Here is a 13,844-nt window from a genome sequence, read left to right as displayed (position 1 = left end):
GTTGACCTAGCCTCAGTGACTGACTAATTGCGTGATAAAGGGTAGCGGTGCCAGTACCTCTTGCAGCCGCTGCCGTATCCCTTCAAGATCTACATGATGCAGCAACACCAGCACTCGCTGATCCTGCTCGATTTCAATCTTCGGTCTCATCGTCAGCCCATGCTCTAAACACATCACCTCAACCATGTCACGAACCACCGCTTCCGCCGCTAGCGCGCGTAAACGAGGTTTGTAAATTTTGCCGACATTGGTCATCGGCATTGCATCGATCACTAGTAGTTTTTTCGGTCTCGCCGGCGGCTCATCAACCCCAGCCGCGGTGAACGCCAGCAATTCTTCTTCAGTCGCACTGGCACCATCAATCAGCGTTACGAAAACCACCGGCAGTTCACCCGCATAGGCATCCGGCGCACCGACAGCAGCAGCAAACTGCACGGCAGGATGAGCAGAAACCGCATCTTCAATCTCTTTAGGATCAATGTTATGACCACTGCGAATAATTAAATCCTTAGAACGGCCACTCAGATGTAGTCGGCCTTGATCATCGAGCCAGCCCAGATCTCCGGTCGCCAACCAACCATCATCGGTAAACGCGTGACTCGTCGACTGTGTATCAAGAAAACCTGAGAATAGATTAGGTGATTTAAACAACACCATACCTTGCTCACCCAACGGCATATCGTTGTCACTTGCACCGCCTTCGCTATCCAGAGCCACAATACGTAACTGAGCATAGGGTAGTCTAAATCCAACGCAACCGGTCGGCGCCACAACGCCGGGAGGAGTAATCGCTGAAATACCTGCCATCTCCGTCATCCCCAAGCTCTCGTGGGCATGCAAACCAAATAACCGCTCGAAGCGTTCAGTTAACTCAGGAGAAAGTGGTGCCGCACCGGTACGACAGTATTTAAGTGATGAGATGTCAGCCCCATCGAGTGGCACATTGGCTAGTGCCGCTAGCACCGTTGGTACGGCAGATAAAACCGTAACCCGATGGGCTTCCACTAAGCGCCAAAAATCAGTGATCACATCTCGATTACGATACAGTGCCGTGGTCGGAATAATTGTCTCCATGCCACATGCAAGCGCCGTTAGCGCTCCAGGTAAGACACCTGCCACATGAAACAATGGAAAACCATTGATAACGATATCTTGCGATGTACTACCCTGAAATTTAACACTGGCCCAAGCGGTAAAAACCTGCGCGCCATGTGAATGGCGTGCAAGCTTAGGCGCGCCAGTTGTACCACCGGTATGAAAATACGCGGCAATATCATCCGCTTCGATAAGTCGCCCGCTGACAAGATGATCCGTGGGCTGTCCAGCCCGGGCGGTGCTAAAATCAATCACATTGTTGGGTAGATCAGACGGCAACGCGGCTTCATCATGCGGGGCAACACGTAGCACATGAGTCAATGTGGGCACTTGGTTGCATATACGCATCGCTTTCGACCAAATCCCACTATCGTCATCATTACCATAGGCAATCAACACCTTGGCACGCCCCGCATTCATCAGCGAGATCAACTTTTCATCGTTCAACAGCGGATTCAAAGGCTGCACAATCCCAGCCGCTTCACCGCCCCACAATGCTAAGTGATACTCTAAACAGCCCGGTAACATCACAGCTACCGCATCGTCAGGTTTTACCCCAAGCTCATGCAGAAGGTTGGCCGTCTGGTTAATACCCGCTAATAATTCGTTGTATGTCCAACGAATAGGTTCCTCAGATAGGTTGGTGGTGCGCAGGAAAGTGAGTGCATTTCGCTCTCCAAACGCGTGCGCCGAATTTCGCATAATTTCATAGGTGCTGCGCACGGGCAACGCCTGCTCCAGCGGAGTCTGTTCCAGTTGCTCAATATCGGCCAAACATTTGATCGGAAACGAAGGGGTAAAAGGTTCGTTTATTGTTGTAGTCTGTTTCTGCATTTTACTTCTCTCCAGTAGGTACAATTAAAAGGTGCCTACATGTTGGGATAATTTGGGCCGCCGGCGCCTTCGGGTGTCACCCAGGTAATATTCTGAGATGGGTCTTTGATATCACAGGTCTTACAATGAACACAGTTTTGCGAGTTTATCTGAAACGCTTTGTTGTGCTGCTCGTCCTCGACTATTTCATACACACCTGCCGGACAGAAACGCTGTGCAGGCTCATCAAATAACACGAGGTTATGTGCCAACGGGATCGTGGCATCCTGAAGTTTGAGATGGCAGGGTTGATCTTCTGCATGATGAGTATTCGACAAAAAGACAGAAGACAATTTGTCGAAGCTAAACACACCATCAGGCTTGGGATAGACGATTTTGTGGCATTCTGACGCTGGCTTCAGTTGCGCAAAATCAGGTTTAAGGTCATGCAAGGTAAAGGGTAACTTACCTTTGAAACAGTTCTGATCCAAATAGTTAAACACACCACCAAAGACCATACCAAACTTATGCATCGCAGGGCCAAAATTACGTGAGCACTGTAGCTCTTCATTTAGCCAGCTACACTTAAAGTCTTCAGCAAATTGGGTCAAATCCTGGCCGCCGGCATCGCCACTCGCAAGGACACCTATCAATGTATCAGCAGCGATCATACCGCTCTTCATGGCTGTATGGCTGCCTTTAATTTTGGCAAAATTCAACGTGCCCGCATCGCAGCCAATTAGCAGGCCACCAGCGAAGCTCATTTTCGGTAAAGAATTAAAGCCCCCCTTAGCAATGGCACGGGCGCCATAGGACACCCGCTTTCCACCGTCTAAATATTGCTTGAATACCGACTGGTGCTTCATCCGCTGCATTTCATCGAACGGACTCAGATAGGGGTTTTCATAACTAAGGTCAGTAATTAACCCCAGCACGACTTGATTATTCTCGGCGTGGTATAAGAATGATCCACCCGCCGCATTTTTACCTAAAGGCCAACCGGCCCCATGAATAACCAGACCGGGCTTATGTTTTGCCGGGTCAATATCCCACAGTTCCTTAATACCTAGGCCATAGTGCTGAGGGTCGCTATCACTATCAAGATTAAATCGGCTGATTAACTCTTTGCCTAAATGACCACGGCAACCTTCAGCAAACAGAGTGTATTTGGCATGTAGTTCCATACCTGGCATATAGCTATCTTTTGGTTGTCCATTTTCATCGACCCCCATATCACCGGTAGCAATCCCTTTAACTGCGCCATCTTCACGATAAAGAATTTCAGCGGCGGCGAAACCGGGGAAAATCTCAACCCCTAATGATTCGGCTTTTTCGGCCAGCCAACGCGTCAGATTGCCCAAACTAATAACGTAGTTACCTTCATTGTGCATCGTGCTTGGCACCATGCAATTAGGTATCTTGGTGGCTTTCTGCTCATCTTTAAACAGGTAAATTTCATCGGCACTCACTTTCTCGCCTAATGCCAGCCCCTGCTCTTCCCAATCAGGAAAGAGTTCGTTAAGTGCACGAGGCTCAAACACCGCACCCGATAATATATGCGCGCCAACCTCTGAACCTTTCTCTACGACACAGACCATTAATTCCTGATCATTGACTTGAGCCTGCTGCATCAATCGACAAGCAGCAGAGAGCCCGGCGGGGCCTGCTCCAACAATGACAACATCAAATTCCATCGCTTCGCGTTGCACGATAGCCTCCAAATAATTATTTAGATCGTTACTGCCGTTAAAGCGTGCAATGACATCGCTACCCTCACGCTATAAGGGCAACACACCATTCATGACTCAACGTCTTTTATAAAAAGGCCCTAAGTAAAACTTAAGGCGAAGCCAGCACCGTTGAAAAGGTGCTGGTCTACCAGGGAAAACACTATGAGATGATATAACTCAGAGGCTGTTCGCTAACTCAGGTACTGCATCAAACAGGTCATCGACCAAGCCAAAGTCGGCCACTTGAAAGATAGGCGCTTCTTCATCTTTATTAATAGCAACAATGACTTTAGAGTCTTTCATACCCGCTAAATGCTGGATCGCACCTGAAATACCGACAGCAATATAAAGATCCGGGGCAACAATTTTACCCGTCTGCCCTACTTGCATATCGTTGGGCGCATAACCGGCATCCACTGCGGCACGAGAGGCGCCTACCGCAGCACCCAGCTTATCCGCGACCTGCTCTAATAGGCTGAAGTTGCTACTATTACCCATGCCTCGACCACCCGAAATAATGACCTTGGCACTGGTCAGTCCAGGTCGATCCGATTGCGCCAGTTCCTCTTTAACAAAAGAAGACAAGCCTGCATCCGTAGCCTTATCCAGCGATTCAATCGTTGCACTACCATCACACACAGCAGCATCAAACCCCGTTGCCCGCACCGTAATCACCTTAACTTTATCCGTAGATTGCACGGTCGCGATAGCATTACCCGCATAGATAGGCCGCTTAAACGTATCGGCACTGACAACCGCTGTAATCTCAGAGATCTGCGATACATCTAAGGTCGCTGCAACCCTAGGCATAAAGTTCTTACCATTGGTGGTCGCTGGTGCCAGCACATGACTGTAATCTACCGCCAACTCAGACACTAACAGACTGATATTTTCCGCTAACTGATGAGCGTAGACTGCATGATCTGCCACCAGTACGCGGTTCACACCGCTAATCTTGGCGGCTTGTTCTGCAACTGCGTTGCAGTTCTCACCCGCAATTAATAAATCAACGTTGCCACCAATCTGGACAGCGGCGGTCACCGTGTTAAGGGTTTCATCCTTTAAGGACCCATTATCGTGTTCAGCAATAACCAGAATGCTCATATCAGATAACCTTTGCTTCATTTTTTAGCTTTTCAACCAACTCACTCACACTACCGACGAGCACGCCGGCACTTCGCTCTTGTGGGGATTCAACGAGTAAGGTTTTAAGTCCCGATATGACATTAACGCCGAAGTCAGCTGGCGTTTTAACATCCAGAGGCTTGCGCTTAGCTTTCATGATATTGGGCAAAGACGCATAACGAGGTTCATTTAACCGCAGATCCGTGGTGATAATCGCGGGCAAATTCAGCGACAGTGTTTGTAGACCACCATCGATTTCGCGCGTCACTTCAACGGAGTTTTCACTCACATTGATCTCTGAGGCAAAGGTTCCCTGAGACATCCCCGCCAGCGCTCCGAGCATTTGCCCCGTCTGGTTATTATCGGCATCGATCGACTGCTTGCCTAAAATCACCAAACCTGGCTGCTCAACCTCGACCACCTTGGTTAACAACTTAGCAATGGCTAGGGACTCTAACGGCTCATCGGTTTCCACTAAAATACCGCGATCAGCCCCTAAAGCCATCGCCGTGCGAATTTGCTCCTGAGCCACCTTCGGCCCAATAGAAACGACGATTACCTCATCAGCAACCCCCTTCTCTTTCAGGCGAACGGCTTCCTCTACTGCTATTTCACAGAAGGGGTTCATCGCCATTTTTACATTGGCAAGATCAACACCAGATTGATCACTTTTAACGCGGACCTTGATGTTGTAATCAATCACTCGCTTAACGGCCACTAATACTTTCATAGCTCTACCTTACTATTATCGGTTGGCAACTCAGCCGGCAGCGGCTTTATTAATTAATGATTGCAAATGGTAATCACGCGTACCCAACTGATTATTAATACAGGTTAGACGCTTGAAAAAGTGCCCTACATCTAGCTCATCAGTAATGCCCATACCACCGTGTAGCTGCACCGCTTGCTGGCCAACTAAACGTCCGGCACTGCCAATCTTAACTTTCAACATCGACGCCACACGACTTGCTTCTGAACCACCTTTAGCCACTTCCATCGCAGCAAAATACACCATCGACTTAGCTTGCTCGGTTTCCATAAACATATCGGCTAAACGGTGCTGCAATACCTGAAAACGACTGATCGGCTGGTCGAACTGCTGCCGAGTCTTGATATATTCGGACGTCGCAGCTAGCAGTTTCTCCATGATCCCGACCGCTTCAGCGCCTAACGCGACAATCGCCTCGTTCAGTACCAACTCAATGGCTGGCGCAGCCGAATCGGCCTGACCCAGAATAGATGACGCGGGCACGGTTACTTCAGTCAGACCAATGTCAGCGGCACGAAGCCCATCATTCGTGGCATATCCACGCAACTGCACGCCGGCTGACTTAGGGTCGATCAAAAATAGAGAGATACCTTCAGCATCACCCACGACACCCGAGGTGCGGGCTGGCACTAATAAGTAATCTGCAGATTCAGCACCGAGGACCACCGCTTTATGGCCATTCAGTACATACTGATCACCCTGCTTCTCAGCACGAGTTTTCGTTTGAGACACATCAAAGGAGGCTTGTGCCTCACTATGGGCCAAGGCCAGTTTCAGTTCGCCGGCAACAACCGGCTCAAGCAGTTCCAGTTTCTGAGCATCGCTCGCTTGCTTCTGAATCAGGTTCGCGCCTAGCAAAACGGTCGCGTAATAAGGCTCGACCAATAGGCCCTTACCAAATTCTTGCTGTAACACCATCGTGTCGACCAAGTCACCATCCAAACCGCCATAGGCTTCTTTGATTGGTAGCGCTAACCATCCGAGTTCAGCAAATAACTTCCAGTTATCCTCACTGTATCCCGCTGGACTGTTAGATAACCCCCGACGGGTTTCAAAGTCATAGTCATTTTGAATAAATTTTGCTGCGCTATCCTGCATCATTTGCTGAATATCGTTCAGTGAAAAATCCATCACTATTCTCCTATAGCCCTAGCACTTGCTTGGCGATGATGTTCTTCTGAATTTCATTAGTTCCGCCGTAGATACTGACTTTACGATCGTTGTAATAAGTCGGTGCGGCTTTAGCGGCAAACAGTGGTCCGATTGACTCGCCATCGAAGCCTTCGGTGTACTGCTCAGGGACAAATGGCAAGGCGTAAATACCGGCGATTTCAAGTACCAGCTCATCCAACATCTGGATCATTTCTGAGCCTTTGATCTTCAAAATTGACGACTCAGGCCCCGGTGCTTTACCCGTTGAAACAGACGATAATACCCGCAACTCGGTATACTCTAGCGCCTTAAGCTCAACTTCGATCTCAAGTAACCGCGCCATAAAGACAGCATTAGATTTGAGGACTTCACCTCTTGCCGCTGCTTCATCAATCATTTTCTTTATCGAATTAAGTCGTGCCTTAGACTCGGCAACACGGGCAATACCTGTTCGCTCATGGGTCAGCAGAACCTTGGCATAGGTCCAACCCTTACCTTCTTCACCAATTAAGTTATTGGCAGGCACACGTACATCATCAAAATGCACTTCATTGACTTCATGGGTGCCATCGATAGTGATGATCGGCGTCACACTCACACCTGGCGTTTTCATATCGATCAAAAGAAAACTAATACCCTGTTGCTTGCGGCCACTATCGTCGGTACGAACCAAGCAGAAGATCCAGTCCGCGTGCTGACCTAATGTTGTCCATGTTTTAGTGCCACTAACAACGTAGCTATCACCATCACGAACGGCTTTAGTCTTCACTGAGGCTAGGTCGGAGCCAGCATTCGGTTCGGAATACCCCTGACACCACCAAACATTGGTCGCCAGAATATCGGGTAAAAATCGCGCCTTTTGCTCTTCAGAACCATAGGTGTAGATAACCGGTGCCACCATCGCCAAACCAAAGGGAATAATGCGAGGTGATTTTGCTTCGGCAGCTTCTGTTGCAAAAATATATTTCTGCGTCGCAGACCAACCCGTACCACCGTGCTCTACTGGCCAGTTGATACCCGCCCAGCCTTGATCATATAAAGCTTTCTGCCACACGATATGATCGTTTTTGGTGAGGTAGGTACCCTTTTCCTGCTTATCCTTTACCGCAGCAGGAAACTTATGTTTAAAAAATTCCCGCACCTCTTCACGAAAGGCGAGTTCTTCGTTTGTAAAATCTACATTCATCTCTTCACTCCAGCCTAGAAATAGCTTCATTGCAAAATATAGTACCAATATAAATCATAACAGACAACGAATTATGACTTTTATTTTCGCCTAGCGAAACTATAGTTCGCTGTAAATAAGGACCTTTAATCTCTTAAACAGCCCAGATGGTCATGAAAACAACCGTAAAAATGGCCCAATCAGGTCAATAATGGGGAGGTAAGCAGCACAGGAGAGACAAGCTATGAATACACTGACGGATAGAACGGCAGTGATATAGACAATAGAGAGAGGTAAAGCAGGCAGTAACGAATATGTAACATACAGCGTTCGAAGATGACGAGTGAGGGCTAATCGATCTCGCCCTCCATATGCTCAACACGAGCAATCCGGCCCGCTACCTTGAAGATCGAACCAACAACCATAAAACAGACAATCAGCAGCGAGGCTCAGCAGCCATAGAATCATGCTTGGCCTGCCGCTTCGTGTTAACACTCAACGGCCTAGACCAAGGATGTCACAACCGATCATTTCTTCAGTTTAGCACTCAGCTTTTGACGCACGGCGATAGATTCATCGGACTGCAGCATCTGATTAAACAACATAAACTCTTCTGTCATTCGCTCTTTCAGCACCTGATGCTGACCCTGCTTAAGTAACCGCTTGGTAATCGATAGCGCCTCAACAGGCTGCTGCGCCAATTGCACAGCCTTCTCAAAGCCGAATGCTTTGATATCTTGATCCGCCACAATGCGTGTCACGAAGCCGGCATCAAGTGCCGTTTGAGACGTGAAAAAGTCACCCAACATCAATAACTCTGATGCCAAACGATGCCCTGCCAATGCGGGGACCATTAAACTGGAGCCGGCTTCAGGACAGACGCCCAGCGCAACAAACGGTAAGCGAAAGCGCGTCTCAGGTGCGGCATAAACCAAATCACAATGAAGTAAAATAGTAGCGCCAATACCCACTGCCAAACCTGCAACAGCGGCCACAACCGGCTTGCTGAAATCATGTATGACTTCTAACATGACCGCTGCCGGAGAGGGTTTACTTGGATCTCTATCATTAAAATCAGCGAGATCGTTACCCGCCGTGAAGGCATCCGCCGTACCGTACAATAAAACGGACTTAATTTGCGGATCCTGATCGGCTATTAAAAATGCCGAACGAATCGCATCATACATCGCACGATTAAGTGCATTTTTCTTGTCCGGGCGGTTAATACCGATCTTCATGACACCCTGATCACATGTAACATCAATAAATTCTGAATTAGACATTATTTTTCACTCAACTGAAAAAGCTTAGGCAGGCTCTCACCCACCTCTCACTTACAACTTAGTTACAGAACTCATTCGCTGTAATGCTTCGTTAGCTTGGCTCTCGAGAGTAGCAATAATATCGGCCATCGGCTCAATCTGTTTTACAAACGCAAGCGCATGCCCAGCAGACAACACACCTCGGCTGCAGTCTCCGGTCACATAAGCTTCGCGGCCTATTTTTCCAGAAATAAGCGGCAGTAAGTCCTGAATAGTGACGTGCTCTAATTCAGCTTCTTTTGCTTGCACTAGCGCAGTTGTATCATTCTTAAGCGCGCGAACCGTGTTACGAATACTCGACATAATCAGGGTCGTATCTGACTCCGATGCGTTGATCAAATGACGCTTAAAGTCATCATGTGCCCAGATTTCCTCGGCAACCAGCAGCTTCGTGCCCATCACAACCCCTGAAGCCCCCATCATCATCGCCGCTGCGATTTGCGAGCCATGACCGACGCCGCCGCCAATCAGGTAGGGAATCTCCAGCTTCTCTAACGCCATCGCCGAATTAACGAAACTACCTATCATTTCCATCCCAGGATGCCCACCACACTCAGCACCAACGATCGAAACGGCATCGACACCGATAGCCTGCGCTTTGAGCGCATACTTAACCGCCGGCACTTTATGCAGCACCTTAACCCCTGCCGCTTTTAGCATCGGCAGATAAGCTTCAGGATTGCGTCCCGATGTCTCTACAACTTTAATGCCTTCATCAATGATGATTTGAAAAACCTCTACGGTTTTTTCACCCGGCACCAGCTTAGGCAGCATCGAAACGTTGACACCAAAGGGGGCATCACCACACAGTTCACGACACTTTCTAATCTCAGCACGCAGGTCATCTTCTTCAGGAAACATGGCCGCCACGATAAATCCAAGTATTCCTGCGTTAGCCGCCGCCGCAACATACTCTGCATTGGCCAGCCACATTAAGCCACCAGCAACAATCGGCAGCCGAGTGCCAAAAAGTGCTTTAAAATCTCGGCCGGATTCAACACTAGACATTATCTTTCTCCCATTCAAAAGCAGGGTTTAAGCTGTCCGGCCGCTAAGCCGAGACAGACCCTGCTGATACAAACAATTATTATTTTGGTGTTATCAATGTTGTTCTGAAGCCCACTGCGAGAGTGTTTTACCCTCTTTCACCAACGTCTCAAGCAATGCTGAGGGAGCCCAGTTCTGCTCACCGTGCAACTCACGATATTCGCAAAGAGTTTTATAAACAGTCTCTAAGCCAACCGTGTCGGCAAAGAACATAGGCCCACCACGATACACGGGGAAGCCATAGCCAAAGGCAAACACAACATCAATATCGCTAGGCCGCTGCGCGACGCCTTCCTCTAGGATCTTGAACCCTTCATTGATCATGGCGAAGATTAAGCGGTTAACGACTTCCTCATCAGTTACATCGCGACGAGTGATGCCTTGCTTTTGCGCCTCCTCCTCAATCACTTGTAAAACTTCAGGGTCCGAACTGCGCGCACGGGTCACTGAGTCATACAGATAGTAGCCCGCCCCAACTTTCTGGCCGACACGTCCCATCTCAGCCAGCCTATCGGCAATACAGTAACTCTTAGGATCGCCCTTCTCTTCATCGGTTAACGCCTGACGCGCCTTATAACCGATATCGATACCGGCCAAATCGCCGACTGACAAAGGCCCCATCGCCATGCCCCAATTCGTCATCACCTGGTCTATTTTTTCAGGTGTCGAACCTTCAATCAGACACAGCTGCGCTTCACGCAAATACTGGCGATACATTCGGTTGCCGATAAAGCCATAACAAACACGGGATAACACCGGTACTTTTTTGATTTTTTGGGCTACAGCCATCGATGTCGCTAGGACATCATCATTGGTTTTCTCACCTCGCACAATCTCCAGCAGCTTCATCACGTTCGCAGGACTAAAGAAGTGCAAACCAATAACATCTTCGGGGCGCGAAGTTGCTGCGGCGATTTCATCCACGTTCTGGTAAGACGTATTGGACGCTAAAATAGCCCCAGGCTTACAGACCGAATCAAGCTTAGCGAAAACCTCTTTCTTGATTTCAATGTTTTCGAACACAGCTTCAATAACCATGTCCACATCGGTTAAATCATCATAGGAGGTGGAACCGGTCACCAAACTCTGTCGTTTAGTAGACTCGGCTTCAGACAACCGACCTTTCTTAACGGTCGCTGCGTAGTTCTTGCTAATGATATCCATGCCACGCTGTAGCGCTTCATCATTAATCTCTATCAAGGTTACCGGTATGCCAACATTGACAAAGTTCATGGCGATCCCGCCACCCATTGTGCCACCACCAATAATACCAACCGATTTAATCTCTCGAATTGGCATATCTTTAGCCAAGCCTTTCACTTTAGCGGACTGTCTCTCAGCAAAAAATAGGTGCCGCATAGAGGCCGACTGTGAAGAATCTCTTAGTTCAAGAAACAACTCTCTTTCACGCTTGAGACCATCATCAAAGGACAGACTCACCGCCGCCTCAACGCAGGAAACGATATGCTGAGGCGCCATTTGGCCACGGGCACGCTTAGCTAAATTCGCACGGTATTGATCAAAAAACCCTTCACTGACTGTAGACGGATCAATAACGATGTCACGTACACGTTTTAATTCAGCATTATCGGCTAGTAGCCTGTTCGCATAGTCGAGTGCGCCAGCTAATAAATCACCTTCAAGCACTTTATCAATTAACCCTAAACCTTCAGCCTTAGCAGCAGAGATAGGGTTTCCAGACAACATAAGATCCAGCGCCGCTTCGGGGCCAATTAGGCGTGGAACACGTTGCGTACCACTCGCCCCCGGCAGCAACCCTAATTTGACTTCAGGTAAACCAACCTTCGCAGAGGACAACGCACAACGATAGTGACAGGTTAGGGCTGTTTCAAAACCACCACCGAGTGCCGTTCCATGAATAGCCGCGATGATCAGTTTTGTCGAGTTCTCAATGGTGCTCAATAATTCAGGCAGCGACGGCGCGACTGGGGGCTTACCAAACTCGGTAATATCCGCCCCAGCAATAAAGGTGCGACCCGCGCAAATAATTACCAATGCTTTAGACGCATCATTCTGTGCGGCTTCAACAGCCCCTTTAACCCCTTCGCGCATCGGCTGCGACAGGGCATTAACCGGTGGGTAATTGATGGTGATAACACCGATATCACCATGAAGTTCATATTCAACAACTGACATACAAATAATCCTCACTCGTGACTCGAATTAAACACGCTCAATAACGACAGCAATACCCTGACCAATGCCTATACACATAGTCGCAAGGGCGTAACGGCCACCGGTACGTTCAAGTTGACGTAAAGCTGTTAAGACAATTCGCGCCCCACTAGCACCCAATGGATGACCGATGGCGATAGCGCCACCATTTTGGTTAACACGAGAATCGTTGACATCTACATCGAGTAATTTCATGCAACCCAGCGCTTGAGTAGCAAATGCCTCATTAAATTCCAAAACATCCATATCCGCCAACGTCAAACCTGCTCGAGCTAGTGCTTTTTGTGAAGCAGGGACAGGACCCAGTCCCATAACGCGAGGGTCAACACCAGCGATGGCACCGGCTAAAATACGGCCACGGGGCTTAATACCCGCCTTTTCGCCAACGCTTTCATTACCAATAATCAGCGCTGAAGCACCATCATTGATGCCCGAGGCATTACCAGCCGTCACCACACCACCGTCAAACAGTGGGCGTAGTTTTTGCAGTACATCCATATCAGTGCTCGGGCGAGGATGCTCATCTGCATCAACCACTAACACTGGCTTTTTACGGCCTTGGGGAACATCAACAGGAATAATCTCATCGGTGAAATACCCAGCTGTGCGAGCAGCTTCATACTTGACCTGTGAAACAGCCGCAAACTGATCGCTCTCTTCACGAGAGATACCTAAATCGGCAGCAATGTTATCTGCAGTCTCAGGCATTGAGTGGCCACCAAACTGACTGATAATACGAGGGTTCGTAAAGCGAGCCCCCATCGTGGTGTCAGCCAATACTTGGCCACGATCAAAGGCACTCGTGGACTTAGCTAACACCAATGGCGCACGACTCATCGACTCAACACCACAGGCGACAAACAACTCACCTTCGCCACAACGTACCCCACGGGCAGCGTCTAAGGTTGCAGCCAGACTCGAACCGCATAAACGGTTGACCGTTAAACCGCCGGTTTCAATCGGCAAGCCAGCCAACAAACCAGCAAAACGTGCAATATTACGGCTATCTTCACCCGCTTGATTGGTGCTACCTGCGATCACATCTTCATAAAGACCAAAATCGAAATCGTTGCGATCAACCAACGTCTTAATCACCTGAGCCAGCAAATCATCCGGACGCAAAGGTGAAAGTACACCACCATAACGACCAAATGCGCTACGACCACCATCATAAATAAAAGCACCAGACATATTAAACTCCAAAAATAACTTTAAGTTTTACTCTGCGAAATATGCTTTCACTTTAATATTTTTTAATATCACTTGCAACCCGAGTTTTAAATTTATGATTGCGTGACTTTAAACGTGAAGGAGCTGGTAAGAAGATTATGAAAAAAAAGGTAGCTAGAATTGCCCGTGAAATCAGCGAAAACAGTGACAGCCAAAAACAGAAAAGTGATTCATTAACGATACAAGCCGTTGCCTCTCCA

General features: G+C 48.5%; 10 protein-coding genes. All 10 read right to left on the bottom strand.

All coding sequences use genetic code 11. The features are described from left to right. Positions 1-12: 12 nt before the first annotated feature. Positions 13-1,818, bottom strand: coding sequence for an acyl-CoA synthetase (locus tag KO512_RS01265; protein ID WP_436792254.1), 1,806 nt, complete (start codon positions 1,816-1,818; stop codon positions 13-15). Between the two features lie 146 nt (positions 1,819-1,964). Further along, positions 1,965-3,602 (bottom strand): electron transfer flavoprotein-ubiquinone oxidoreductase, encoded by a 1,638-nt coding sequence (locus tag KO512_RS01260; RefSeq protein WP_252734735.1) that lies wholly within the window; start codon positions 3,600-3,602, stop codon positions 1,965-1,967. Positions 3,603-3,815: 213 nt separating this feature from the next. Then, on the bottom strand, positions 3,816-4,742 hold the full coding sequence (locus KO512_RS01255; RefSeq protein ID WP_215950518.1) for an electron transfer flavoprotein subunit alpha/FixB family protein: 927 nt from the start codon (positions 4,740-4,742) through the stop codon (positions 3,816-3,818). A 1-nt stretch (position 4,743) separates the two neighbouring features. Further along, entirely contained in the window at positions 4,744-5,493 is a 750-nt protein-coding gene (locus KO512_RS01250; protein ID WP_215950517.1) for an electron transfer flavoprotein subunit beta/FixA family protein, read from the bottom strand. Between the two features lie 30 nt (positions 5,494-5,523). Then, a complete protein-coding gene (locus tag KO512_RS01245) occupies positions 5,524-6,663 on the bottom strand; it encodes an acyl-CoA dehydrogenase family protein (RefSeq protein ID WP_215950516.1) in 1,140 nt (379 codons plus the stop codon). A 10-nt stretch (positions 6,664-6,673) separates the two neighbouring features. Next, positions 6,674-7,870 carry an acyl-CoA dehydrogenase family protein gene (locus KO512_RS01240; RefSeq protein WP_215950515.1) on the bottom strand — a complete coding sequence of 399 codons (1,197 nt, stop codon included), beginning with the start codon at positions 7,868-7,870 and terminating at the stop codon, positions 6,674-6,676. A gap of 506 nt (positions 7,871-8,376) precedes the next feature. Beyond that, complete coding sequence (locus KO512_RS01235; protein WP_215950514.1) at positions 8,377-9,132, bottom strand: enoyl-CoA hydratase-related protein; 756 nt, start codon at positions 9,130-9,132, stop codon at positions 8,377-8,379. A gap of 51 nt (positions 9,133-9,183) precedes the next feature. After that, positions 9,184-10,179 (bottom strand): NAD(P)H-dependent flavin oxidoreductase, encoded by a 996-nt coding sequence (locus KO512_RS01230; protein WP_215950513.1) that lies wholly within the window; start codon positions 10,177-10,179, stop codon positions 9,184-9,186. Between the two features lie 93 nt (positions 10,180-10,272). After that, on the bottom strand, positions 10,273-12,375 hold the full coding sequence (locus tag KO512_RS01225; RefSeq protein ID WP_215950512.1) for a 3-hydroxyacyl-CoA dehydrogenase NAD-binding domain-containing protein: 2,103 nt from the start codon (positions 12,373-12,375) through the stop codon (positions 10,273-10,275). 27 nt (positions 12,376-12,402) lie between these two features. Beyond that, complete coding sequence (locus KO512_RS01220) at positions 12,403-13,605, bottom strand: 3-oxoadipyl-CoA thiolase (protein ID WP_215950511.1); 1,203 nt, start codon at positions 13,603-13,605, stop codon at positions 12,403-12,405. Positions 13,606-13,844: the final 239 nt, after the last annotated feature.

Origin of the sequence: Amphritea atlantica (genome assembly GCF_018860855.1) — a bacterium.
In the GTDB taxonomy this organism is placed as follows: domain Bacteria; phylum Pseudomonadota; class Gammaproteobacteria; order Pseudomonadales; family Balneatricaceae; genus Amphritea; species Amphritea atlantica_A.
The sequence above is the reverse complement of the archived record's forward strand: the minus strand, read 5'-3'. Positions and strand labels throughout refer to the sequence as shown.

Coding starts and splice junctions, on each gene's coding strand:
- KO512_RS01240 (WP_215950515.1), bottom strand. CDS start 7,870: ATGAATGTAGATTTTACAAACGAAGAACTCGCCTTTCGTGAAGAGGTG.
- KO512_RS01250 (WP_215950517.1), bottom strand. CDS start 5,493: ATGAAAGTATTAGTGGCCGTTAAGCGAGTGATTGATTACAACATCAAG.
- KO512_RS01235 (WP_215950514.1), bottom strand. CDS start 9,132: ATGTCTAATTCAGAATTTATTGATGTTACATGTGATCAGGGTGTCATG.
- KO512_RS01220 (WP_215950511.1), bottom strand. CDS start 13,605: ATGTCTGGTGCTTTTATTTATGATGGTGGTCGTAGCGCATTTGGTCGT.
- KO512_RS01245 (WP_215950516.1), bottom strand. CDS start 6,663: ATGGATTTTTCACTGAACGATATTCAGCAAATGATGCAGGATAGCGCA.
- KO512_RS01255 (WP_215950518.1), bottom strand. CDS start 4,742: ATGAGCATTCTGGTTATTGCTGAACACGATAATGGGTCCTTAAAGGAT.
- KO512_RS01230 (WP_215950513.1), bottom strand. CDS start 10,179: ATGTCTAGTGTTGAATCCGGCCGAGATTTTAAAGCACTTTTTGGCACT.
- KO512_RS01225 (WP_215950512.1), bottom strand. CDS start 12,375: ATGTCAGTTGTTGAATATGAACTTCATGGTGATATCGGTGTTATCACC.
- KO512_RS01260 (WP_252734735.1), bottom strand. CDS start 3,602: ATGGAATTTGATGTTGTCATTGTTGGAGCAGGCCCCGCCGGGCTCTCT.